Here is a 24,796-nt window from a genome sequence, read left to right on the forward strand (position 1 = left end):
GATGTATCCGGCTGGCTATCATTTCACACGAGACGGATACTGGAAAAGGAAAGGCCCCCTTGCGGGGCTTTTTCTGCAATATATAAGAGAGGGGGCGGAAGCTGTGGCCTTGTCGAAGATCATGACACGCAAAATCTATGAACAGATTGCCGATCAGATGAAGGAGCATATATTGGCCGGGGGCTGGAAGGCCGGAGAACGGCTGCCTTCAACGAAGGAGCTGACCGAGCAATTCCAGGTCGGGCGGTCGACGATGCGTGAGGCACTTAGCGCGCTCAAGGCGATGGGGCTGATCGATATTCGTCATGGCGAGGGCTGCTTCGTCAAGGAGATGACGGCGGCAGAGCTGGAGCTGCCACAGTTCGACGCGCTCTTGCTAAGCAAGGAGACCATCCTCGAATTGCTGGAGGCGCGCAAGGCGCTGGAGGTATCCAACGCGGCGATTGCGGCGGTCAAGCGGACGGAGGAGGATCTGGCGTCGTTCGAGCGGCTGCTTGCCATTATGGAGCAGCATGCGGGCGACCAGCAGGAGGGGGAGAAGGCGGACATTGGCTTTCATCAACTGCTGGCTCAGGCGACCCATAATTCAATTATGGTGCGGCTGCTCGATTCGATTGCCTCACAGATGGAGATTGCGATCCGCGAGACAAGACAATTGCAGATGTACAGCAGCAAGGAGGTCTCCTATCGTCTCTGGCAGGAGCACCGCGCGATCTATGAGGCGGTGGCGAAGCAGCGGCCAGCCGAGGCAGAGCAGTGCATGAGGACACATCTGGAGCATGTAGAGCAGATGGTGCGAGATGTTCTGGATGGAGAGTAGCGCCGACATTGACGATCTATTGTAATCCAGATGTCGGATGAGCTGATCTGCCGGAGAGAGCGACAAAAGGCGATGCAGCGCTGAGGATGGGCTCCTCTTGCGTGGCATCGCCTTATCTATACTTCGCAAGCTCTGTGGTGCGAGACGCAGCATGGGGCGACCAGGCGGTGAAGGATGCTCTTGAGCGGGGTTGAAGACACGTCCTAGACTATCTCGATCTCGAATCCCTCGATCTGCTCTGCTGCATCCTGCAATAGCGCTATAATGTCGTGTACTCCCACGTCCGGCTCGGATCGTACCGTGTCAGCAGCATGCTCCGCTTCCTCCCCCAGCAGTCGCTTGGCTCCGACAAGCCGCAAGGTCAGTGGCAGCTCGATCCATCCCTCCAGAACATCCCAGAGTGCATCCAGATTGCGCCCGTACCACTCCGGCAGGCCGAGCTGCTCTTGCAGCCGCTCATGAATAGCCGCCGCGCTGCTCGCACCCTCCAGCTCTATGCTAATGGATTGCATAACGTCACCCCTTTCCGTCATAGATGAGTGTAAAGCTCTGATAATGATCCTGAGTCATATAGATCAGCATGTCATTGGAGTAGAGCAGCCGCTCCGCTCCGCGCTTACCGCCATCATAATGAATATCGGCCTCATACCAGGTACGCCCCTTGGCTTTGGGGAGCCGCCCCTCGCGATTCTGAAACACATCTCCGCCGATGGCTGCGCCGGGCGCAATCTTGTGCAGATTGCCTTGCTGGGCAACCCAGCCGAGCTTGCGCGCTTCGGCCTTGGTCATATAGTGCTCCGGCAGCTCCTGGTGTTTAATGAGGTAGAGCGCGACCTCTCGAAACTCCTCCAGGCTGCTGTCACTGCGAGCCATCTTCTCAAATTGCTCATCCAGCACGATACCAGTATGATCGGCAGCTCCATCTTGCCCCCATGATTCGTTACGTAGCGGGTCATCGGAATGATCCTGCTCCGCTGTATGCGGGGCTTCTATTCCTTGCTCACTGGCAGCGGGCGGCTGATCCAGCAGCTCGTTCATTGCGCCGCAGCCTCCCAGCATGGAGACCATAACAGCCATGGCGAGCATCAGGCCCGCGATCCATAGCCGCTTCCATCGATGCGCTAGGTTCATGTTGCGTTCATCCTTTCCTCATTTTCCCATGTTCCAGGAGTACTTCTTCCTGTAGCATTATAGAATGGGGGGTGGCGGGTGTGCAAGCGAACCGCAGGATTAGGGGGATTACGCGGTAACGATGTAAAAAAAATCACATCCCCTCTTTATTTTTAGGCAGATGTCTGATAACCTGATAATTAAGAATACAATAATGATGAAGCGGATTCATTTCCGGCAAATATGATGATCAGAGGTGTCCAGAATGCGGGTGTCTTTATTTATTACCTGTCTAACGGATCAGATGTTCCCGGAGGTCGGGGAGAGTATTGTGCGGATATTGCATGATTACGGCTGCGAGGTGGATTTCCCAGAAGGGCAGACATGCTGCGGGCAGATGGCATTTAACAGCGGGTACCAGGATGAAGCACGCGAGGTAGCCAAAACACTCATTCGGGCGTTCGAGCACAGCGAATATGTCGTCTCGCCGTCAGGGTCATGCAATGGCATGATTCACCATTATTATCCTCATCTGTTCAAGGATGACCCGGTGTGGGAGCCGAAGGTGCAGGCATTGATTCATAAAACCTATGAATTTTCGCAATTTCTGGTGCAGGTGCTCCGTGTCACCGACCTGGGTGCAACCTTCCCGCATAAAGTGACCTATCATCCGTCCTGTCATGCGACCCGTCTGCTCGGAATTCAGGAGGAGCCGCTGCAACTGCTCGCCCATGTGAAGGGCGCCGAGTTTGTAGAGCTGCCTGCGAAGGAGGATTGCTGCGGGTTCGGCGGTACGTTCTCAGTGAAGATGTCGGATATGTCCGAAGCGATGGTATGTGAGAAGGCCGCCAACATATGCAGCACGGGGGCAGAGGTGCTTGTTGGCTCGGATATGGGCTGTCTGATGAGCATCGGGGGGCGACTGAATAAGGAAGGACGTCCGATACGGGTGATGCATCTGGCTCAACTGCTGGAGGAAGGGAGGAAGGCGTAATGAGTGCAGGGGGGCATGGATCAGCACTAGATGAACGGATCGGCTCGGGGCTGAAGGAGCGGACACGGCAGGCGCTTGGGGACGAATATTTGCGCAAGGCGGTTGCCTATACGACGAATAAGCTCAAGACTGGCAGGCTGCAGGCGATGGATATGTTCGGCGACTGGGAGGCCTGGCGCGAGCGCGGTCGGGCGATCCGGGAGCATACGATTAACCATCTCGACTACTATTTGTCGCAGTTTGCGGACAATGTGACGAAGCGGGGCGGCAACGTCTATTTTTGCGGCGGGGCATCGGATGCTGTCAGCACGTTCATGGAGATTGCAGGCAAGCATCAGGCGAAGCTGGTAGCCAAGGGCAAATCGATGGTATCTGAGGAGATTCATCTGAACCACCATCTGGAGCAGCATGAGATGGAAGCCATTGAGACCGATCTGGGTGAATATATCCTGCAACTGGCGAAGGAGACGCCCTCTCATCTGATCATTCCGGCTATTCACAAGAACAAGCAGCAGATCGCCACGCTGTTTACGGAGGCATCGGGTCAGCATTTTGAGCCGGAGACGAAGGTGCTGGCGGAGTATGCGCGCAAGAAGCTGCGCAATTATTTTCTGGAGGCGGACATTGGGCTGACGGGCTGTAACTTCGGTGTAGCGGAGACAGGCTCGATCACTCTGGTTGAGAATGAAGGCAATGGACGCATGGTGTCGACCGTGCCGAAGGTGCATGTTGTCGTCATGGGGATGGAGCGGCTCGTGCCGACGATGGAGGATCTGGAGGTCGTGCTCAATATGCTGGCGCGCAGCGCCACCGGACAGAAGCTGACCACCTACACCTCGCTCATTACCGGACCGAGGCGGCCGGAGGATCTGGATGGGCCGGAGGAGCTACATGTCATCATTCTGGATAACGGACGTTCCCAGCAGTTGGGCGATCCGATCTTTCAGGAGGTATTGCATTGCATCCGCTGTGCGGCTTGTCTCAATGTATGTCCGGTCTATCGCCATGTCGGCGGGCATACCTATGGCACGACCTACAGCGGGCCGATCGGAGCGGTGTTGACGCCATTGATCCAGCAGGATATGAAGGAAGCGGGGACGCTGTCCTATGCGTCAAGCCTGTGCGGGGCATGCTATGAGGCTTGCCCGATGAAGATTCCGTTGCATGATATGCTCGTTCATCTGCGCCACCGCAAGGTGAAGATGAAGCTAACCTCGTTACCGGAGCGGATCGCCTTCAAGTCGTATCAGACCGTATTCGGCAATATCACACTGTTCAAGCTGGCGACGAAGATGGGCTACTACTTGCAGCAGCCGCTCGTTCGCGGGGGGATGATCAAGTCCGGGCCGCCGCCGCTCTCCGGGTGGACGCAGTCGCGCTTCCTGCCGATGCTGCCCAAGAAGGCATTCCGTGATCGGTGGGCAGAGCTGCAGCAGGAGCTGGCTGCCAGCAGGAGCAGCGGCGCTGTCGGAAGCGTGAGCAATCAGGAGGGCACAGGTGCCGGTAAGAAAGGGGGCGCGTCCAGGTGAGTGCAGCAGAGCAAGGGATAATGAGGGGCAAGGAAGCATTTATGCGCAACATATCGAGCCGTCTTGGCCGCCGTGAGCCGCTGGCAGAACCGCCAAGCCGCCCGTTCGTCGGCGTGCCGGAGTTCTATCGCGATCGGAAGCGGACACAGGAGGAGCTGATTGACGAGTTTATTCAGAGCTGGGCTGCGCTCAGCGGGCGAACCCTTGTCGTCGATCAGGCTGAGGCGCCACAAGCGGTGGAGGCGTATATTCGCCAGCTTGCAGGAGAGCTCGGCATCCGCCGTGTCTCCCGTTGGGATCATGAGGGGCTGGAGCAGTTGGGCTTCGATAGCGCTCTGAATGCCGCAGGCATCGAGGTTGTCACGTGGCGTGAGGGCGGAGCAGATCATGTAAAGCTGGACAGCTTGCCGACAGGTGCGGAGGGCAACTGGGCGACGAGAAGTCATCTGCTGCACGCGGCGGAGCAGTGCCGACTGGGTATTGTCTGGCCAGACTGCGCGATTGCGAATACGAGCACGCTCGCGCTGTTCAGTCAGGGCGGCAAGGGACGCTCGGTCAGCCTGCTTACGGAGGCGATCGTGGCGGTCTTCCGCGCCGATCAATTGGTGTATCGGATGGGCGAGGCGTTCGCGCTGTTCAAGCAGCAGTTCCCGGAGGTGACGGAAATGCCGTCATCGCTTAATCTGATCACAGGCCCAAGCCGCAGCGCGGACATCGAGAATGATCTGACGATCGGCATTCATGGGCCAGGCAAGGTGCATGCTATTATATTAAGATAAGCGAATCGGTGTCAAGACCGTCCTTCCCTTGGGATTTGTGGGGAGGACGGTTTTTGGCTTGAGAGGTAAGACATAAAATAAAATGACGCTGATGTGAAACTTTTGAGGACTGGAAATCGTTTGTAGTCATGAAAGCAATTAATTACCATTAATGGAATCTTTGAAAATGGGGTGAATGGCTTGTATAAGCAAAAAATTCTCTATGTCGTTATGGCGGCCATCATGCTTTGTCTACCCGTTCATGCTCATGCTGGTGTAGATATGAAGACGGAGGTTCCTCTTATAATGAAATACTATGTGCCCATACTTCCATATTTTCTATTAAAAATTCAGGGAGATCATCACAAGGATGAAAACACAAATCAAGAGCCTTCAAAAATATTAGAAAAATTACAGCTTCTTATTGAGGGCCAGAAAGTAAGCAAGGATGCGCAACTACTTGAGGTCAGTATTATGTTAAAATATGATGCTGGACTATCCAAACAAGAGTTTGTCAAGCTTCATGAGGATTTTTTTGAGGGAAGCATTACGGATATGAATGGATTCGGAATCTATAGCTTCTTTGCGAAGCTAACGCCAGAACAGATTAACGATCTATCGGCATTCGAAGAGGTATCGACAATTTCTACGATTGATGATGTAAATACGGTTTATTAGCAATGATTGACGGCAGTTTGCTTGCCCTTGCTCCCCGAGGCATTGGAGATGTACTTGAACGCAGAAGAAATGGCGCAGAGCTAAGGAGAGCCTGAATTTTACGGGGTCTCCATTTCGTTATGCATCGGTATCACCTGTACTAGTAGAAGCGGTTTCAAGAATAAAAAGATTTACATAAAATTCTATTAATGGTAATATAATGTTTGATTAAATAGGGAGGGAGGTAGCGATCTTTTATTTTAAATCGAGCAAGCCATTGCTCCAAAATTAAGGGAGGACATTCAATTTATGAGACTGATTAAATCGTTTGGACTGTTTAGCATGGCATTCCTATTGATCACTTCATCTGTTGCTGCCAATGCTGAAGTGGGGACCACCTGGGCAACCATCGACAACACGGTAAGCATGAACGAGAAGGCTTTACCTCTCAAGATTCAAGTCAATGAAAAGAATATCGACAATATTGAATCCGAGCAACAGGTTGTCTTTGATCTAGATGCATTGCAACCGGAAATGTATACGGGCACATCCAAAATTTTAGATGCTCTCGATTCCCAAATGAAAGAAGAACAAGTTTACTTTGCTCCAAATACATTGAAAGTAAGTGTGATGATCAAATATGATGCCGGAATTTCGAAAGAACAATTTTTGAATCAATATGCACAAGTATTTGAGGATACCGTTGTCGATCACAACGGCTTTGGTATTTATAGTTTTTTTGCAGAGCTCACTCCAGAACAGATTGAAGAGGTAGCTAGTTTTGCAGAGGTGTCATCGATATCCACAACGGATGATGTTGTTTCTGTATATGGAGAATTTGTGGAGGGTCAAGAGGGGACATATCTCAATGCTGCCACCGAAATGACAGGAATTAAGAAAGCCAGATCAGATTACGGGGTTACAGGGAATCGAGACGGATCGGCATCATACTCCAAAAATGATTCCGTAATTGCAGTTATTGATACGGGTATTGACGGTGGGCATGTTGATTTGAGTGGTGGAAAAATAATAGGATGGAAGGATTTCGTGAATGGGCAGGCAAACCCGTATGATGACTTAGGGCATGGATCTCATGTCGCAAGTATTGCTGCGGGAACTGGAGCAGGAGATCCTAATGTCCAAGCCGGGGTCGCTCCTGGAGCTGCTCTAGTAGGGCTAAAAGTATGCTTGAGCAATACGAACTGCTCGACTCAGAATATATTAGACGCCATGGATTGGATCATCAATAACAAGGATACGTATGGGATTGATGTCATCAATATTAGTTTGGGAAGCTCCGGCAGCCCCGATGCAAGCTTCTGCAGCAAGGTAGCTTCTGCTGCTAATAAAGGGATTTTGACGGTTGTAGCTGCAGGCAATACCTCTACGGGAGCTAATTATTTTTCTTTGAACCGTCTGGGTAAATGTTCAAATGTTATATCCGTTGGCAATATGGCTGATCCCTACGAAGGGGGCTGGTATCTTAACCATACTTCGAATAGAGGCAATGGCTCACAGGGGCCGTTCTTAACAGCTCCAGGAACATTAATTAGAGCTGCCAAGGCGAACTCCATCAACGAATATGTCTCTGCTACGGGAACATCTATGGCATCTCCGATGATTGCCGGACTCGCTGCATTAATGCTCCATGCTAGTAATGGAAGTGTATCCTATAATTTTATTACAGAGGATTTTGGAATGAATGGCTATGATAAAGTGTATGGAAATGGACTCATACTGGGCCACAACACGATAAAGGCTGCGAAAGGCTCCTCCTCGGGTTCGTTCAATAACTTCCGTGATCATATTAGGGCTCAATCCAGTATTAATGCCAATACCATTGATTTTTATGACATAAAGGTAAATAGTACATCGGCATTTTTTGCAAATACCTTGATCATTAATGATGAAAATGGGGCTAAGCTTGAGTTGTATGTATGGGGACCTGGCGTTGAACCTATTCAGAACGGTCAATTAAGATTGGATTTAGCACTACGGAGTAGTACGGTGAATCTGCCACAACAAACCATTAGCTTCAAGCCAACATCAACAGGTATATATAAAATTGGGATACTAGCCCGTAACAATGCTACTTATGCTATAGACTGGTCAGGCCAAATCTCTCTTTAAAAGTTGTCATACTGCTTCCTTCTATCTACAGAAGTTGCTATCGCACCCGGTATGGGTGCGATAGTTTTTTAAGAAGGTATTATTGCGGTTTAGCGGCCTCCCGGGACAGACCCCATCCTAATGGGTTCAGTCATGGGTCGTCAATAGAAACATCACACCGAGTACAAATAATACCACCAAAACTGCGCCCCATCCTGTATTGTTAATAGAGTCCTTGCCTTGGTGAATTTTTTTCATAATAGAAACCAAATTGATAAATAATATAGCCGCAATAATTGGAAGTGAGAAAAAAATAATACCGCTCAATTCTTATACCTCCCCGTATAGGGAGGATGATGTTGCTGTCTCCCTATTTATACTTATACAAATTCACAATGAAAAAGATACGCCCGTATCTGTCATTTTCGTTGTGCTTGTTGCCCCAGTGACAGACAGGCTATTGAGACTTAAATTTAAACCAATACCAAAGGCTATGGCAATTTCTGTGTGAGTATAGTGCCCATAAGCATTTGCTTTAGTATATTGAGAACTAGAACTTGTTGTCCCAAAAATCATATGGCCTCGGCTCTTTTTTACAATCCACTCGAACGGACCATCGTTGTAGCGCTTTAAAATATCATATTTAAACGCCATTCCGTTAGGACCTTTTTTATCTGCCGTCCACTTATATACGTCTTTTGTTCCAACATATGTTTGTAATAAATCATTTGTATGGTAATCGAAAGTATATTTAAATATTTCGCTGTTCTGGATTTGAGACATATATTCTTGGTGAGTAATAGCAATTGCGTCTTGAAGAGCCCAAAATGGATTACTCAACCATTCAAAAGAATGTTTTAAATAATATCGGGTTGGAGATTGATAAGTGTCTTTTGTAACGGTAGTAATCACTTTCATCCAAGAAGTCTGCTCATCATCATTCCCTATTACTGTAGATAAAGCTGTAATATTACTAGACTTTTGAACTTCCTTGAATTCATACTCTGCAACCTCGGAAAGTGCAACTTCTTTTGATATTTCTTCTGCAAATCCGTCCGGCGTGATACGAATATATTTATCTTCAACACTAACAAGATCAGCATTCTTATCAGAGATATAGTCTAAATCTGTTTGAGTGAAATCAGCAATTTCTTGTTTTGTAAAACCAAACTCGATTGCTTTTATTAAATCCTCGTTTGTTAATACCAAAGTATTATTAGATTTTAATGTCCTTTGTTCTGTTACAGATGCCTTGTCTTTTATATTGGCTTTAAGATCCGCGATATATTCTTTAGTATATCCCAATTTTTCAAATAAAACTTCTTTATTAATATTATCAGTGCTTTGGGCGGAAACAACTGACGTCATTGAGAATAATAGAAGCAGAGAAATTAAAGCTGACACCTTTTTTTTCAAAATTAGTCACTCCAATTCTTTTTAATAGTAAAGAAATGAATTATACTCGTAATACTCCTCCCTACCCTCCCTAGAAAATAATAGTTATCCTTAAGTCAGGATTATATCCCCCTACAAGCTATTCTGTCATGACATGATTTTTTAATAATAAATGGCTGGCACGAATCTATTAAAAAATCAAGTATCATTCACCACTATAGCGATTCAGCTCATAAGAATAACAAAAGGATAATTTTAGTATAAAACTATATATATTTGTTTGTCAACAATTGTAAGTGCTTTTAAGTTAAATTTTACATGATCCTTAAGTAATTGAACCTAATCTACTTATGTTACTCTTATGTAACTACATAATTACATAAGTTCATTGAAGCGAAATTGACTTTTTAAAGCGTCAGTGAGGGAGGAAAGAACAGGACGATGCTGTTTGAGGAGCGTGGAAATGAAGCTGCGCAACCGTGCAAATCGCTTTGCGCCAGCGAGAGTACGAAAGGAACCGGACACTTTTTGTTTGACCTTGACCATACGAAGATCGTGTTCGGCCTGGGAGAATACTGTTCGCTCCGTGAAGCACGGGCAAGTTGCCATCTTTCTTGGAGCAGTTCGGTCATCCGGCTCGACCAGACATGACCATCATGTTCCGTCATCCTGCGAAGGGCAAGGAAGCGATTGTATATGATTGTTTGGAAAAAATGAAAGCAGCACTCCATGCTATACGTCAGATCAACCAGTCCTAATAAGAACCTATGATCTCCGCAAACACCACATCGAATTGACTTCCATTGACATTTTGTTTATACTTTGTTTATACAATTTAGGGGGTGGTTCGATGTTTCAAGTTCAAAAATGGGGTAACTCTCTCGGAATTCGCATCCCGAAATCCCTTGCCATGAAGGTGGGAATCGAGGAAGGAACCGAAGTCGACTTGGATATTGAGGATGGTCATCTTCTAATCAAGCCGAAGTCTGCAACACTCGATGAGTTGCTGTCCCAAATCACATCGGATAATGTCCACACCGAGATCCCAACCGGTGACCCACAAGGACGGGAAGTATGGTAAGTAATGAATACGTACCGGATCGCGGCGACTTGGTATGGTTGCAGTTTAACCCGCAAGCAGGGCATGAGCAGGCAGGTAAACGCCCAGCTTTGGTCGTATCTCCTGCTTCTTATAATGGTAAGGTCGGGCTTTCTTTGCTCTGTCCTGTAACTTCGAAGCAAAAGGGCTATCCGTTCGAAGTGGTTCTTCCGCAGGATTTGCCAATCGAAGGGGTCATCCTTGCCGATCAGGTAAAGAGTCTCGACTGGCGATCACGACAGGCAGTGTTCATCTGTAAAGTACCACCAGAGATTTTATCAGTGGTAATTACAAAACTGGACTTACTAATCCGCTAACCAATACCTTACCTTTCAAGGGGCTCCTTGGAGGTTTTTTTGACTTGACTCTGCATAGGGGTGTAGATTCGCTGTCTGTTGTAGTTAACCATGTTGTATCTGAAGATGATCGATTTGATACAGGCCATCGGATACCGCTCCGTTTTGAGCGGATATAGCATGCTTTCTTTAGCGTAGCAAAAAACTTTCCATCCTCGCGTTGTCATAGCAGCGTCCTGTGTCGCTCATGCTTTGAAGGGCCCCGTGTTTAGCTAGAGACGCTCGGAATGCTTGGCTTGTGAATGGGCTGCCCCGGTCGCTATGATAAATCATGCCGCGCGCGTTTCTTGCCTTGCACGCGTTCTCAAAAGCTTGGATACAAAGTTCCTTGCGCATGTTGTCGTCCATAGAGAGGCTCACGATTTCTCCGTTGTAGCTATCGAGCACTGCGGACAGATAGAGCTTGCCGTCTGAACAGGGCACTTCGGTGATTATCCGATAGCCACTTTTGGTTCGGTGCCGAAGCACTGAAGTCTCTTTGAATCAGGTTTAGTGATGAATCAGGCAATAGTTAGCAAGGCTTGTCTTAGAAGTGAATCTCTAATTACTGTAAAGAGTGGAGTGGCAGCGATGGCGCTCTTGCCTCCATAGCTCTACATATTAAAGGCATTTCACTGGTGCGAATGTGAGGCTCACATGATTTTCCCGGCTCATTCGCACCTCAAAAATTGTCGAAAAAATTTGGTAATTATTAATTTCTTTTACAGACAAGATCAATATCATTTATCTGTTGCCAAATTTGCTCAGAAAGGTGTATGATTGTTGCATAATGTGCAATTAAAAGGTCGAAATCGCTGTCGCACCTCGTGTAGGTGCGTGGATTGAAATCCGCGCCCCGTATTCATTGACACAGAAGGGTCTACGTCGCACCTCGTGTAGGTGCGTGGATTGAAATCTCAAAGACGGGAAGAAATATACCATCTCGCAATAGTCGCACCTCGTGTAGGTGCGTGGATTGAAATATCAAAGAGCCGTTTAAAGCACCGACATCCAATTGTCGCACCTCGTGTAGGTGCGTGGATTGAAATTCCTGACCCATATTGCACCAGTTCTTGTGCAACAGTCGCACCTCGTGTAGGTGCGTGGATTGAAATTTGTTGGCGTGATAAAACGCCAGCGCCGTTTTCGTCGCACCTCGTGTAGGTGCGTGAATTGAAATGTCATACAGCGCGGAACGTTTCGCAAAACCTTTGTCGCACTTAATCTAGGTGCGTATATTGAAACCATTAACTTATAGATTTGTTATATCACATCACAGGTCGCACCTCATGCAGGTGCGTAGATTGAGACGTCCCTGTGCTCGGGTTTCCTGTGTTGGTCGCTGGTTGCGCCTCCTCTAGCGAGATTTAACCTACCGACTGGGGACACTCCCGTCGTTCTAAGCACTGAGCATCATCCCCCGTAGAACTGGAAGCAAGTTTTCTCTGACTCCGATCTCCCTCATTGCTCACGCCTCCGTGCTGTGACAAGCGCCTGTTCTCTACCTGCGCCATATCCGCGGCGGCTGGCGCTGCCTGTCCCTCACGATCGACGCAAGACTACGCCTGATCTTTCACTCAAGCTCAACCTCTCACCCAAGCCCTTCTATCTACTGAATGGGCTTTTTTGTTTTTATAGATTTTAAGATATTTTAATAATTTCTTCATTCCCCATCTATTTACAGGACAATTGTTGAATGTTAGTATTGAAGCTAAATGGGATAATCTATCATATTATGTCTTGTCGTGATGCTTTATGTAGTATTGTACAGCTAGAAATGTTATCGTTTACATTTTGCTATGACTCTTTTCTAAAGTGAGGGGCGCAGATGGCTTTGTACTTGGAGTTTTTTAGGAAGGCTTTTCAGGAGAGGTATGCTTTTCGCTTTAATTTCTACATTACCATACTGGCGAGCATCTTTTTGCTGGTGATTCAGATCAATGTCTGGACTGCTCTATACAGCAATAAGGGAACGATCAGCAGCATCCATCTCAATGAAATGGTCAGTTATGTCATCATCGCCTCTGTCGTTGTCGCCTTAACCAAATCCGGGGCAGGCAGCAAAATAGCGGAGCGGGTAGAGAACGGCAATATTGTGCTGGATTTGATGAAGCCTGTTAATTTCAAGCAATATTTATTCTCCGAGGACTTGGGAAAAAATCTGTTCCAGGCGATATTCGTCACTGTTCCGGCTATAGCGGTTACGTGGTTGTTCTATGATTTCTCGATTGGCGGCGCGATGGAGAGTCTGCTCTTATTTCTGCCAAGCCTGGTACTGGGCATTCTGATCGCTTTTCAGATTCATTACATATTCGGCTTATTGGCCTTCTGGCTGGAAACCTCATGGTACATCCCGTTCTTCATTGGCGCCATGTTCGACCTGTTTGCCGGCTCGGTCGTTCCACTGTGGTTTTATCCGAAGTGGCTGTATGATATGTGTCAGTTCCTTCCGTTCCGCTTCATATTCTTCGAGCCCATCTCTATCTTTCTCGGCAAATATGCGATGCATCAGATTGTAAATCTCCTGCTCCTGCAGGCAGGCTGGTTGGTGGTGCTGATCCTGATCGAGAAGATCGTGTGGATGAGAGTTCAACATAAATTGGCCGTTCACGGAGGGTGACCATGCACTACTTCAGCTTATATCTCGAATATATCAAACTGAGAATGATGGGCGTCGCCGAATACCGCAAAGCTTTCATTATGGGGGGACTCGCACAGTTCGCCTCCTATGGAGCGGAGTTTTTCGTGCTGTGGATTATTGTCGACAGGTTCCAGTCGATCAATGGCTGGGGAGCCTACGAGGTATTGTTTTTATTCGCGCTGAATCTATGCTCCTACGCGCTGGCGGGCTTTTTCTTTTTTAATCCGACGACGAATTTGAGCCAGATGGTTCAGAATGGTTCGTTTGACGAGGTGCTGACCAAGCCGCTCAACAGCTTTGTCTATTTGATCTGCCGGGAATTCAACAGTGCATACATCAGTCATCTGCTCCTCTCCATCGGGGTGATTGTGCTATGCGTGCGCAACATGGAGCAGGTGGTAGGGGCGTGGGACATTGTGATGCTGATCGTCTTCATTATCAGCGGCGCGTTGATTCAGGCAGCCGGACTGATTATGACCGCGGTTCCGTCCTTTTGGATCGTGGAGACGCAGGGCCTGCGAGGCGTCCTGTTCTTCCAGATCAAGAACTTCATTCAGTATCCGATTACCATCTACAACAAGGCGATTCAGATTGTCCTGACCTTTATATTGCCGTATGCATTTATTAACTTTTATCCAGCCCAGTATTTCTTCGCCAAGGAAGGCGCGCTATTCAGCCAGGGCATTCAGTATCTCTCGCCGCTTGTAGGCGTTGTGCTCTTCATCTTGTCTTATCGATTCTGGTTTATAGGAATCAATCACTATAAAAGTACAGGTTCCTAGGGGGCGACACGCATGATCGAGGTCAATCAAGTTACGAAGGAGTTCAAGGTGTTCAAGCGGGAGAAGGGACTGGCTTCCTCCATCCGCTCGATCCTGGCTCGCAAATACGAGATTAAAAAAGCAGTTCACAACATCAGCTTCAACATTCAAGAGGGAGAGCTGGTAGGGTATATTGGCGCCAATGGCGCAGGGAAATCGACCACCATCAAGATGCTGGCAGGCATCCTGATCCCGACCTCAGGCATCGTGAGAGTCAATGGCAAGGAGCCGCACCGCAACCGCAAGGAAAATGCCATGAATATTGGCGTTGTATTCGGACAGCGCTCACAGCTCTACTGGAACCTGCCGATGGAAGAGACATTTGATCTATTTGCGAAAATATATAAGATCGATTCGAAGGTATTCCGCAGCAATCTTGATTTTTATGTGGAGCTGCTGGATATGGGGGAGTTTCTGCGAACTCCGGTGCGGCAGCTTAGTCTGGGACAGAGGATGCGGGCGGAGCTGGCGGTGGCCTTGCTGCATGAGCCGAAGGTGCTGTATCTCGATGAGCCTACGATTGGGCTTGATGTTGCGGTGAAGGAGCGGATCAGAACGTTCATCCGGCAGATCAACCGGACGAAGAAGACGACGATAATATTGACCACGCATGATATGAAGGATATTGAGGAGGTATGCAGCCGTATCATCACCATTAACAGGGGAGAGGTTCTGTTTGACGGTACGGTCGCTTCGTTCAAGAATAGCTTCAACCCCGGTCACATCATTACCGTCGATCTGAAGCAAGATCAGAACGTGCTGCTCGACGAGCGACTTCAGTTGATTGAGGATGAGGGCTGCAAGAAGAGCTTTCTATTCCACAAAGAGGAGCTGTCCGTTGCACAGGCCATCTCGATCCTGTCGAGCCACTATGAGGTGACAGATATTCGGCTGAAGGAGCCGGACATTGAGGAGGCAGTCAAGGCGATCTATGCCTCTGCCGCGAAATAAAGCAGTAGGTAAGGAGTGAACAGGGATGAAGCTTGAACAGCAGTTGTTGCTCGAGCTCGTGCGAAATCTCGATCATCCGAGCTTTCGTGTGTCGTCGGAGAAGCAGCGTTCCTAGCGACAATAACGAGGGTGTCTGAAATAACGAGAAGGACAGGGGAAGCTGATGCGCGGACTCTGTTCTTCTCTTTTTGCTGTGTCTTGCATTTCTGTCTGAAGCGTGGCGGGGAAAACCGATTTTCTTCAATTATTGTGTGATGCGCTATATCTCAAACGCACGAAAATGCCGATATGATATATACGTCATCGGGAGAGATCGTTGAAGTTATTTCCAGTAAGAGAGGGTGGGCAATCATGAAATTATCCTTGCGCCTAAAGCTGATCCTGATCGGAGCTATTCCCCTGCTATTCTACGTGGTGACGAATCTCGTCATGCTATGGGAGTACAATAGTTTGTACAAGACGATGTCAACGGAAATTTATGAGGTTGCCAATCAGGTCAGCGGCAATGTACTGAATGCAGACCGGGACATGTACCAAGCCTATACCGCCTATCTGAAGCTTGTATTGGAAGAGCCGCCCGGCGATGGCAGGCAGGCTGCGCAGGAGGACATGGAGTCGAACTACAAGCAGGCCGTAGAACGGTTGGCCCATGCGCAGCAGATGCTGCGGGATAACGGTCTGCTCGGCCTCAGTGGCGGAGAGTCCGGGCGGACGGCAGAGGCGATCATCCTATCCTTCCAGAAGGATGCGGCAAGCTGGTATGAGATGGCACAGCTCCGCATCGCTCAGGATGCCAAGGCTGCTTCTCATGAGAAGGTGGAGCAGCAGTTCCTGCTGAGCCGGGGAGGCATTAATGAAATTACCGACAGCATCGACCTCTACTCCTCCAGCAAGATGGAGGCTATTCGTGAATCGATGCAGCAGATGATGACGATCTTGGTCGGTATTCTTATCGGCTTGACCCTGCTGCTTAGCGGCATGGTCGGCGTGATGGTCAGACGGATCGCATCGCTGATTCGCCGCGTCGTGGCCAAGCTGGAGCTGGCAGGCAGGGGAGACCTGACGACCCCGCGCGATGAACGCTATGCGGCTGATGAGCTGGGGCAGATTGCACGCTCTGTCGATGATATGACGGACAGCATGAGCCGTATCATCGCAGGCATCATCAAGGGAACCGGCGAGGTGTCTGCCTCCTCGGCAATGCTCTCCAAGTCGTCGGGTGAATCCGCCGCTGCCGCTGGCCATGTAGCCGGACAGATGCAAGAGGTGGCTGCCGGATCGGAGGCACAGGCCAGAGGTGCGCAGGAATCGTCGCGGGCGATGGAGGAGATGGCAGAGGGCATCAGCCGCATCGCGATGAATACGACGGTGCTGGCAGATCATGCGGCAGTGACCGCTGCTCAGAGTCAGGAAGGGGAGGGCGCGCTGGAGAGGCTGGTTGTGCAGATGAACGGCATTCAGCAATCGACCCTGCTGCTCTCGCAGATGATCGCCGCGCTGGAGACTCGCTCGCAGCAGATCGGTCATATTGCCGAGAACATCACTGCGTTTGCAGGCCAGACCAATATTCTGTCCTTGAATGCATCGATCGAGGCGGCCAGAGCAGGCGAAGCAGGCAGAGGCTTTGCGGTGGTGGCTGCGGAGATCCGCAAGCTGGCGGCCAGCTCGCTGCAATCGGCGGAGGGGATTCATGCGCTGGTAAGCGATACGCAGGCCGAGATTGACCTGGCGGCTCGCCATATGGCTCAGGCGCAGCAGGAGACGGCAGTTGGCGGGGAATGCGTGGATGAGGTCGGGCGACGTCTGCGAGCCATCCGGGAAGCGACTGCCGAGGTGGCGACTCAGCTAGAGGAGAACTCAGCCATCGCCGAGCAGATGACAGCAGGAGCCGAGCAGGTGAGTGCCGCGATGCAGGAGACGGCCGGCACCGCGGCGGCGAACCTGGAGAAGACCGATAGCGTGGCCGCAGCGACCGAGCAGCAGCTCGCGCTGATGGAGAATATTACAGATGCCGCCAGACGACTCGATGACATCGTCGCTTCACTGAATGCAGCGGTGGCGCACTTTACACTACGGGATTAGGAATAAGTCCGCGCTTGCTGCCACAAGGCTAGGGTGCGGCAGCATGAAGACGGATCTGAGGCTCCAGCTCACGGGATAACAATAACCGTGCCCCCCCATGCGTCTAGGCGCAGCAGGGAGGCACGGTTCGTATGGGTAGATCGTGCGAATAGGAGTGAGTCGCCACAAAAGTGAGACACCACAGGAGAGCGTAATCGTATCTCCTTATTCCTTATGCCCGCTGTCGCAGCGAGGCATAGTGAATGAGACGGAACGCGGTGTCTTCCTCGCCGCTGAGGGAGAGGCCGCAGCCCTTGCCCAGGCTATAAGCCGTGAGGGTGGCGACCTTCTCGCCAGAGTTAACGAACAGCTCGATCGAGTGAAGGTCGATGAACAGCTCCAGCGTTAGACCATCATCGGATGAGTGGGATGAGTCAGATGAGTCAGATGAGTCGGCACCGTTTACTTCGCTCCTGCCGCCTGCTGTACCCGGCGCGGGAGCCGTAACACTGCTCCGCTCCTGGTCTGTGCTGTTACAGCTTGCAGCAGGGAGGGATGTGGTGATGATGACTGGCGGCTGATCACTGTAATCCGAGGATAAGGTGAGCGTACCGCTCGTCATATCGACCGCAAGACGGGTTGCGCGCACAACGGTCGCATTCACATTAGTTGCCTCCGCAGTTGCAGCCACTTCCGTAGTCGCCTCCGCAGTCGCAGTCGCTATTGCCGTGGATACTGCCGCCTGCGCCTCTCCTGCCTGTGCAACGGCTGTGCTGGACTGCTGCTGCCCTTGCCCCGGAGCAATGCTGGCCTGTTGCTCCAGCCCGGACAGCCCGGACTGCCGATGCAGCTCCACGACGAACCGTCCAGCCCCGGGCTTCACCTCAAGACGCAGATAACCGGCTGGCTGTCCCTCCAGCTTCAGGCTAGCGCCTGCATTGAGCAGGACATGCTCATGGGTCGCCATCGGCTCGAAGTGCTGCTCAACGTGGAGGCCAGGCTGCTGGATGAGGCGACCGCTCTGAATGTCCAGACGGCGCGGCAGCGACATCATCCCGGTGAAGCCATATTCCTTGGGCGGTGCGGGCTGGTGCCAGCGATGCATCCAGCCGAACATGATCCGCTCGCCCTCCTTGCCTGCCGCCGACTGCGGCGCGTAGAAGGTGCTGCCGTAATCGAGCAAGCCGCTGCTCTCCGGCAGGAAGCGCCCGTTCTCGTAGTCCAGCTTCCCGATCATGTACAGGGTGTGGTTCTCCACGCTCTGTTGATACTCCGGGTCGCAAGGCATGACCGATACGACGAGCACATCCTTGTCCCCGATACGGAACAGGTCAGGACATTCCAGCAGGATGTTCTCCTCTGGCTGCGACTGATAGATCGAGGAGTGGAACGTCCAGTCTGTCAGATTATGCGATTGGAAGAGGAGAATCTCTCCACGCCGCAGCGAGTTGCGAACGGAGAGTACGCAGTAGTAGACACCGCCCGCCTCCCATATCTTCGGATCGCGGAAGTCGCAGATCAAGTACCCTTCGGGCAGCTCGTCCTTGCCGATGACCGGGTTGCCCGGATATTTGTGGAAGGTAATTCCATCCTCCGAATAGGCCAGACATTGGGTCTCCACGACCTGATCTTCCTCACGGTCATAGCCAAGATTCGGGTCAAGATGCCCGGTGTACATGAGATACAGCTTGCCATCCTTCTCGATGGCGCTCCCGGAGAAGCAGCCATTGGCATCATGCAGCGTATCATTCGCCAGCGCGACAGGGAGATAGCGCCAGTGTACGAGGTCATCCGATACGGCATGCCCCCAGTGCATATCGCTCCATGCTGTATCGTAGGGATAATGCTGATAGAATAGATGGTATTGTCCGCGATAGTAGATGAAGCCGTTCGGATCATTCATCCACCCGACCTCTGGCGTTAGATGGAATAGCGGTCGCTCCGTCACTTGATCTCTATGAGCTTGAATGTATTGGTTGGCTCTCTCTAATCTCTTCATAGGTCCACTCCTTATTTGATGCCGCTCTGCAGCGAACCCTCTACAATATATTTCTGGAATATAATATACAGGACGACAATCGGAATTGTGACCATCGTCAGGGCCGCCATAATGTGACTTGTGAAAATATTATACGTATCGCTAAAGATCGCGTTCAATGCAACCTGGATCGGCATCAGCTCCGACTTGGACAGCGCCATGACCGGCCACAGAAAATCATTCCACGAGGCCAGGAAGGTAAGAATGCCGACCGTGATATACATATTGAGGCTGGAAGGGACGACAATCTGGAAGAAGGTGCGAATCTCGCCCAGTCCATCGATCTTGGAAGCCTCGATCAGCTCTTCCGGGAACGACAGGAAATGCTGCCGGAACAAAAACACATTCATGACATTGACGAAGAACGGCACCAGATAGCCGGGAATGGTATTAATCATGCCCAGCTCATTGACGACCAGGAACATCGGCAGGATGGTGGCCTCGATCGGCACGATCATCAGGGCGATAATGAACAGCAGGATGCTGTCCTTGAACGGGAAATTGAAGCGCCCGAGCGCGTAGCCTGCCAATGAATTAATCGTCAATCCGAAGATAACCGTCACGCTGGCGTAGATCAGGCTGTTCAGCAGATTGGTGAAAATATTGTAAAAGCCGAGCAGCTCCTTATACGATTGCAGCGACATATCCGAGAACTTCGGAACAATCGCATAGATGGTGCTCACATCCCGGTAGATGGCGCTGTCCAGCTTGAAGGAGGAGACGACCATCCAGACGAGCGGAATAAGAAACTGCAACGCCAGCGCGATCGCCAGCACATAAAATAATACCTTTCGAACGAGCTTCATGCGGTTCGCTCCTCCCTGAACAGTTTTTTGATCACAATCGAGATGAGAATCAGGAAGAGGGTGAAGGCCAGCGTGACTGCGCTCGCATACCCGATATTCCGGTGGCGGAAGCCATATTCATAGATGTATTGCAGTAGCGTCTGCGTGGAATTGTCCGGCCCGCCGCCCGTCATAACCATCGGCTGCACGATCAGCTTGAATGCCTGAATCGTAGTCGTGATGACCAGAAACATCGTGATCGGCTTCAAGGACGGGAGGGTGATTGACAGGAAGCGCTGCAATCCGCCTGCGCCGTCGATCTCCGCCGCTTCATACAATTGCGGATCGATGTTCTTGAGTCCGGCCAGGAAGATCATCATCTGGTAGCCGCACCCCGACCAGGCGGAGATGGCGACGATGGTCGGCATCGCTTGCCCGCTGCTCGTCAGAAACGGCTGCTTCGGCAGACCGATGGCGGCCAGCAGCTCGTTAATCAGCCCGGAGGTCGGATTCAGCATGACCGTCCACAGAATCGAGATGACGACGAGCGACAGCACAGCAGGCGAGAAGAAGGCGGTGCGGAAGAAGCCCACGCCCCGAATCTTCTTGTTGACGATCATCGCCAGCGCCAGCGCCAGCGATAGCTGCAGCGGTACGACGAGCACGACGAATTGCAAGGTATTGTAGAAGCTCTGGATCAGCACCTCATCGGTAGCCATACGAACGAAATTTTCCAGGCCGATGAATTGCTTCTGACCAGGCTTGAGCAAGTAATAGTCGGTAAAGCCATACGTGAAGGCCAGAATGATCGGCAGCAATATAAATACAACGGCCAGCAGAATAGCTGGCCCCAAAAATCCGTAGGCGGTTAGCAGATCGCTTTTTTTGTAGTGCTTGCGTTTAGTCACGGCTACACATCCTTTAGTTCATTGCGTAGGAGGCGAAGCTTGCCGCTTCGCCTTCAGTGCTCCATGATTATTTTTGATATTTCTTGAATTCCAGATTAATCTTCTTCACGGCGTCATCCAGATAGCCCTTGATGGCAGCGGCATCGGTGGTCTTGTTCTGCGCGATCTTCAAGATGATGTCCTTGGCGAACGTCTCGGACAGATACGGATAGCCAGGCGAGATCGGCCGCGCCTTGTTCGTGTTCTTGACCTCATGCTTCAGCACTTCCCACGCCTCGTTATGGTACGCATTCGGAGTGTTCGTGTCGATCGCATCAACAGCCTGGATTCGGCCTGGAATAGCACCATTGGCCTTGTAGTATTCCTTATGCGCCTCGTCGTTGTTCAACCATTCCATCACTTCCACCACCTGCTTGATCCGCGCCTCGTCCTCGATCTGTCCATTGCGGACAAAGGCCCAGCTACCGGAAGGCGTATACAGTCCGTTATAATCGCCATTCATCTTCGGATAGCGCACGGTGCGGAATTTCAAGTCCGGGTAGTTGTTGGTAATGTCGCTGATGAACCAGAAGCCGCTGATCGACAGCGCGGTCTTGCCGCTGTGAAATGCCTTTTGCGACTCCGATGCGCTAGCCAGCGGGTTACCGGCAAATAGCTGCGCGTATTGAGTGAGCGCCTCGACCGATTTGTCGCTATTCAGCACACCGTCCACCGTTACGCCGTCCTCTGCGACGATGTTCGCTTCATTCGCCCACAGTAGCGGCGTGAAGAAGTACGTTCCCAGCTCATATGCGCCGCCTGGAATCTCCCACAGCGACAGGCTGACAGCCGCTTCATAATCCTTGAAGGCAGGGGCGGTCGTTGTCTGGGCGTAATCGTCAATCTTTCTTGCCAGCTCGGTGAACTGGCCCCATGTCCAATCCTGATCCGATGCTGGCACCAGCGCCTTCACCTCATCCGGCAAAGCCTGGATCATATCCTCGTTGTACATCGCGACGACCCCGGAATCCTGATACCCCATCGCGTAAAATTTCCCGTCTACCGTCCCTTGCTTGATCATTGCTTCCGTGAAGCCATCATGAAAGCCGGGAGACATATAGCCGTCCAGTTCCCCGATAACGCCCGCCTCTACATAGGCTGCAACGTCTGGACCGTCCAGTGTGAAAATATCCGGCATGCTGTTGGAGGTGATCGCGGCATTCAGCTTGTCGATGTAGCCGGAGCCTGCCCCTGCTCTTGTAATATTCTGAATCTCAACCTGCGGCTGGTCGGGATGGGCTTCATTGTAGCGCTTGATCCGCTCGGCGAACATCTTGCCTTCCGGGTGATCGGCTGCTGCCTGAGTCCATACAACGATGCCGGCGTCTGACTCCTTGGAGGAGCTACAGCCTGCCAGGCCGAAGGCCAGAGTTGCAGCAGCAGCGATGGTTATTAATTTTTTCATTCGATGAGTACCCCCTTAGTTGAATGCGGTGAATGGAACGTGAATACGTATTCACTCTTTCTGGTTTTTATGTTATAATAGGAGCAGAGGAATTGTCAACCGGTTTTAAAACGGTTTCAAAAAAATTCACATTAGGCTATGAAATAAAGTATCGTAAGTGGAGGAAGGCCGGTTAGGCATGAATTCATAAGCGATAGGGCAGGCGGAGCGTGGCCAGTACACACGAAAGGCAACAATGTGCAGACATTGTGTGCAGGCATTGAATAGGAATCATCGATATAAATGATTAGAATAAATCGCGAATAGAGTGAATACGTATTCTGTATGTGGGGGTATTGTAATGGCGAAATGGACGATGAAGGAGATCGCCAAGCTGGCGAATGTGTCCCAGGCGACCGTCTCCCGGGTCATCAATGGCAATAAAGGTGTGAACGAAGAGGCGGCACGGCGTGTGCAGGAGGTCATCCAGAGCGTGGGCTTTGTGCCGAACAAGGCGGCGCAGACGCTGAAGCATAATCAATCCAATATTATCGGGCTGTCGGTTACAGAGACGTACAACCCGTATTTTATCGAGATTATCGACACGCTGGAGCTGGAGGCGCGCAAGAATGGCTACAGCATACTGCTGCATAATGCCAAGCATAATCCGATTACCGAATGGGACAATATCCAGAACTTCATTGCCCGTCAGGTAGACGGCATCATCATCGTGCCTACTGGCGACTACAACCTGCAGCGAATCAGCAAGCTTCCGGTTCCGGTCGTCGTGATGACGCAGAATCGGGAGATGTTCGACAGCATAGGACTGGATCATATGAAGGCGGGCAAGATTGCGGGAGAGACCTTCATCTATGCCGGGCACCAGAGATTCGGCTTCATTGGTACAACGCCGGATGATAAGTTTCTGGGCTACAAGAGTGCGCTATATGAGAATGGGTTTGAATTCGATCCAGCGAATTATATCCAGCTTGAGGAGAGCTCGAATACGAATTTCCTGATGCGGCGGGATATTGATGCCTATCTGAATCGGGTCGGGTCGTTCGATTTCACCTGTGTATTTACGGCGAATGATGTGATGGCGCTCGAATTCATCAAGGCGGCGCAGGAGCGGCAGATCCGTATTCCAGAGGAGATTAGCGTCATCGGCTTCGACGATACGTACCTGGCGAAAATGATGGAAATCTCCAGCATCCATCAGCCGATCGAGGACATGGTGAAGATGACGATCGAGATTATGCTGAATCGGATCGACCATGAAGCGTCGCCCGGCACCGAGAAGGTTCAGATCAAGCTTGATCCGGCGCTGATTGAGCGCCGCACCTCGAATCGGAAGAAAGCATCGGGCAGGGCTTGAGAGGTTCGATGGACAGTAATATGCTCGCGTGACATGCTGCCGCTATTAAAGCATGGTCACTGCACGCAGCTTGTACAACTGGCGCATGGCGCAAGCACAAGTCTGGAGCGAACAGGATCACTCACGGACTCGACGTGCCAGACCTGCTCTTGCTTCATGAGTCGCTGATTGCGCGCTGCCGCCTGCGGCGCAGGTCAGACAGGGCAAACGGCAGGTAGAGCAGCACGAACAGCACCAGCGCCACGGCCTCTAGCGACAGCAGGTACCAGGGGTAAGGGCCAAGCAGATCGAGCAGGGAAGCGGTCTCTGGCTTGCGGGCGACGAACATATAGTTGCCTCCGGTCAGAGCATTGACGCCGCTGACGATAATGAGCAGCACATTGAGGAAGCCCATCGTAATCAGGATCGATCGCCAGGTCGGACGCATGTCCTCGACCCATGTCATGTAGAGTGCGGACAAAATGATGAGCGCATGGGAGAGGAAGAAGACGATGAACCGGAAATGCGGAAATGGATAAGCGAGCACTGGAGTAAGCAGTGCTTGCAGTGCGCCGCCGATGCCGGTGAAGTAAGCGATCTGATACGCGGCATAGCTGCGACATAGCAGCATTATGATGCACAAATACAATGAGATGCTGCATAGCTCCAGCGGCAGTGTATCCTTGGCGCGGAATACACCTTGCGCGATATACCATATATTTAAGGACAGCTCGCAGCCGATCAGCAGCATGGCCAGGATGAAGCGACCAGCTATGCGGCGGCGTGGATGGGAGAGGTGTTGGCGCAGCAGGTATAGCATCAGCACAGCCAATACAAATAGAGCGAGTACGATGCGGTGCGAGGCGGAGAAGGCGATAAAGCCTCCGGGATGGCTTGCTGCGAACCAACTGGCGATCGTCTCCATTGCAATTCCTCCTTCGATACTCTGAACGGCAGGTGCAGAATCCATAGGGTGTCATTGACCGATGCCCATTGCACAACGAAGTG

At 50.9% G+C, this 24,796-nt stretch carries 23 protein-coding genes and 1 CRISPR repeat array; of the genes, 13 read left to right on the plus strand and 10 right to left on the minus strand.

Features of this window, described 5'->3' with window-relative positions:
* Positions 1 to 103: 103 nt before the first annotated feature.
* Entirely contained in the window at positions 104 to 820 is a 717-nt protein-coding gene (locus ACY1JZ_RS15110) for a FadR/GntR family transcriptional regulator (protein ID WP_270169477.1), read from the plus strand.
* A gap of 203 nt (positions 821 to 1,023) precedes the next feature.
* Here the strand turns inward: ACY1JZ_RS15110 and ACY1JZ_RS15115 are convergent, their stop codons facing one another.
* Together ACY1JZ_RS15115 and ACY1JZ_RS15120 are read right to left on the minus strand one after the other, a co-directional pair.
* Positions 1,024 to 1,332 carry a barstar family protein gene (locus ACY1JZ_RS15115; RefSeq protein ID WP_462629889.1) on the minus strand — a complete coding sequence of 103 codons (309 nt, stop codon included), beginning with the start codon at positions 1,330 to 1,332 and terminating at the stop codon, positions 1,024 to 1,026.
* 4 nt (positions 1,333 to 1,336) lie between these two features.
* Entirely contained in the window at positions 1,337 to 1,951 is a 615-nt protein-coding gene (locus tag ACY1JZ_RS15120; RefSeq protein ID WP_462629890.1) for a ribonuclease domain-containing protein, read from the minus strand.
* Positions 1,952 to 2,195: 244 nt separating this feature from the next.
* Here ACY1JZ_RS15120 and ACY1JZ_RS15125 point away from each other — a divergent pair, with 244 nt between their 5' ends.
* From ACY1JZ_RS15125 to ACY1JZ_RS15145, 5 genes are all read left to right on the plus strand, one after another.
* Positions 2,196 to 2,924 (plus strand): (Fe-S)-binding protein, encoded by a 729-nt coding sequence (locus ACY1JZ_RS15125; protein WP_270172388.1) that lies wholly within the window; start codon positions 2,196 to 2,198, stop codon positions 2,922 to 2,924.
* Positions 2,924 to 4,453, plus strand: a complete 1,530-nt coding sequence (locus ACY1JZ_RS15130; protein ID WP_462629892.1) for a LutB/LldF family L-lactate oxidation iron-sulfur protein — start codon at positions 2,924 to 2,926, stop codon at positions 4,451 to 4,453. Before ACY1JZ_RS15125 ends, ACY1JZ_RS15130 begins: the two co-directional genes overlap by 1 nt.
* The gene (locus ACY1JZ_RS15135; RefSeq protein WP_462629894.1) at positions 4,450 to 5,232 is read left to right on the plus strand and encodes a LutC/YkgG family protein; all 783 of its coding nucleotides are present in this window, start codon (positions 4,450 to 4,452) and stop codon (positions 5,230 to 5,232) included. The genes ACY1JZ_RS15130 and ACY1JZ_RS15135 overlap by 4 nt, the downstream gene beginning before the upstream one ends.
* Before the next feature lie 180 nt (positions 5,233 to 5,412).
* Complete coding sequence (locus ACY1JZ_RS15140) at positions 5,413 to 5,889, plus strand: hypothetical protein (protein ID WP_462629896.1); 477 nt, start codon at positions 5,413 to 5,415, stop codon at positions 5,887 to 5,889.
* A 288-nt stretch (positions 5,890 to 6,177) separates the two neighbouring features.
* Positions 6,178 to 7,998, plus strand: coding sequence for a S8 family serine peptidase (locus ACY1JZ_RS15145; RefSeq protein ID WP_462629898.1), 1,821 nt, complete (start codon positions 6,178 to 6,180; stop codon positions 7,996 to 7,998).
* Between the two features lie 126 nt (positions 7,999 to 8,124).
* Here ACY1JZ_RS15145 and ACY1JZ_RS15150 read toward each other — a convergent pair whose 3' ends face one another.
* Positions 8,125 to 8,304: a hypothetical protein gene (locus ACY1JZ_RS15150; RefSeq protein WP_462629900.1), complete on the minus strand. Its 180-nt coding sequence runs from the start codon at positions 8,302 to 8,304 to the stop codon at positions 8,125 to 8,127.
* 63 nt (positions 8,305 to 8,367) lie between these two features.
* Positions 8,368 to 9,393: a hypothetical protein gene (locus ACY1JZ_RS15155; RefSeq protein ID WP_462629901.1), complete on the minus strand. Its 1,026-nt coding sequence runs from the start codon at positions 9,391 to 9,393 to the stop codon at positions 8,368 to 8,370.
* Positions 9,394 to 10,222: 829 nt separating this feature from the next.
* Between ACY1JZ_RS15155 and ACY1JZ_RS15160 the strand changes: the two genes are divergently transcribed.
* Positions 10,223 to 10,453, plus strand: a complete 231-nt coding sequence (locus ACY1JZ_RS15160; protein ID WP_462629903.1) for an AbrB/MazE/SpoVT family DNA-binding domain-containing protein — start codon at positions 10,223 to 10,225, stop codon at positions 10,451 to 10,453.
* On the plus strand, positions 10,447 to 10,788 hold the full coding sequence (gene mazF / locus ACY1JZ_RS15165) for an endoribonuclease MazF (RefSeq protein ID WP_462629904.1): 342 nt from the start codon (positions 10,447 to 10,449) through the stop codon (positions 10,786 to 10,788). Before ACY1JZ_RS15160 ends, mazF begins: the two co-directional genes overlap by 7 nt.
* Before the next feature lie 168 nt (positions 10,789 to 10,956).
* Here the strand turns inward: mazF and ACY1JZ_RS15170 are convergent, their stop codons facing one another.
* Positions 10,957 to 11,295 (minus strand): DDE-type integrase/transposase/recombinase, encoded by a 339-nt coding sequence (locus ACY1JZ_RS15170; RefSeq protein ID WP_462629905.1) that lies wholly within the window; start codon positions 11,293 to 11,295, stop codon positions 10,957 to 10,959.
* Between the two features lie 328 nt (positions 11,296 to 11,623).
* Positions 11,624 to 11,986: a CRISPR direct-repeat array (repeat unit 32 nt; unit sequence GTCGCACCTCGTGTAGGTGCGTGGATTGAAAT).
* Positions 11,987 to 12,634: 648 nt separating this feature from the next.
* On the opposite strand from ACY1JZ_RS15170, the gene ACY1JZ_RS15175 reads away from it, so the two are divergent.
* The 4 genes from ACY1JZ_RS15175 to ACY1JZ_RS15190 all read left to right on the plus strand — a co-directional run bounded on the left by ACY1JZ_RS15175 (position 12,635) and on the right by ACY1JZ_RS15190 (position 17,301).
* Entirely contained in the window at positions 12,635 to 13,426 is a 792-nt protein-coding gene (locus ACY1JZ_RS15175; RefSeq protein WP_462629906.1) for an ABC transporter permease, read from the plus strand.
* A gap of 2 nt (positions 13,427 to 13,428) precedes the next feature.
* On the plus strand, positions 13,429 to 14,229 hold the full coding sequence (locus ACY1JZ_RS15180) for an ABC transporter permease (RefSeq protein WP_270169494.1): 801 nt from the start codon (positions 13,429 to 13,431) through the stop codon (positions 14,227 to 14,229).
* A gap of 12 nt (positions 14,230 to 14,241) precedes the next feature.
* Positions 14,242 to 15,219 (plus strand): ABC transporter ATP-binding protein, encoded by a 978-nt coding sequence (locus ACY1JZ_RS15185; protein WP_462629907.1) that lies wholly within the window; start codon positions 14,242 to 14,244, stop codon positions 15,217 to 15,219.
* Positions 15,220 to 15,570: 351 nt separating this feature from the next.
* Complete coding sequence (locus ACY1JZ_RS15190; RefSeq protein ID WP_462629908.1) at positions 15,571 to 17,301, plus strand: methyl-accepting chemotaxis protein; 1,731 nt, start codon at positions 15,571 to 15,573, stop codon at positions 17,299 to 17,301.
* 211 nt (positions 17,302 to 17,512) lie between these two features.
* On the opposite strand, the gene ACY1JZ_RS15195 is transcribed toward ACY1JZ_RS15190, so the two are convergent.
* The 4 genes from ACY1JZ_RS15195 to ACY1JZ_RS15210 all read right to left on the minus strand — a co-directional run bounded on the left by ACY1JZ_RS15195 (position 17,513) and on the right by ACY1JZ_RS15210 (position 22,455).
* Positions 17,513 to 19,279 (minus strand): glycoside hydrolase family 32 protein, encoded by a 1,767-nt coding sequence (locus ACY1JZ_RS15195; protein WP_462629909.1) that lies wholly within the window; start codon positions 19,277 to 19,279, stop codon positions 17,513 to 17,515.
* Between the two features lie 11 nt (positions 19,280 to 19,290).
* Positions 19,291 to 20,124 (minus strand): carbohydrate ABC transporter permease, encoded by an 834-nt coding sequence (locus ACY1JZ_RS15200; RefSeq protein ID WP_270169502.1) that lies wholly within the window; start codon positions 20,122 to 20,124, stop codon positions 19,291 to 19,293.
* On the minus strand, positions 20,121 to 21,011 hold the full coding sequence (locus ACY1JZ_RS15205; protein ID WP_462629910.1) for a carbohydrate ABC transporter permease: 891 nt from the start codon (positions 21,009 to 21,011) through the stop codon (positions 20,121 to 20,123). Before ACY1JZ_RS15205 ends, ACY1JZ_RS15200 begins: the two co-directional genes overlap by 4 nt.
* Before the next feature lie 67 nt (positions 21,012 to 21,078).
* A complete protein-coding gene (locus ACY1JZ_RS15210) occupies positions 21,079 to 22,455 on the minus strand; it encodes a type 2 periplasmic-binding domain-containing protein (RefSeq protein ID WP_462629911.1) in 1,377 nt (458 codons plus the stop codon).
* A gap of 340 nt (positions 22,456 to 22,795) precedes the next feature.
* Between ACY1JZ_RS15210 and ACY1JZ_RS15215 the strand changes: the two genes are divergently transcribed.
* Positions 22,796 to 23,809: a LacI family DNA-binding transcriptional regulator gene (locus ACY1JZ_RS15215; RefSeq protein ID WP_462629913.1), complete on the plus strand. Its 1,014-nt coding sequence runs from the start codon at positions 22,796 to 22,798 to the stop codon at positions 23,807 to 23,809.
* Positions 23,810 to 23,963: 154 nt separating this feature from the next.
* Here the strand turns inward: ACY1JZ_RS15215 and ACY1JZ_RS15220 are convergent, their stop codons facing one another.
* A complete protein-coding gene (locus tag ACY1JZ_RS15220) occupies positions 23,964 to 24,713 on the minus strand; it encodes a YwaF family protein (protein WP_462629914.1) in 750 nt (249 codons plus the stop codon).
* Between the last annotated feature and the right edge of the window lie 83 nt (positions 24,714 to 24,796).

It is taken from the genome of Paenibacillus sp. J5, from assembly GCF_054955055.1.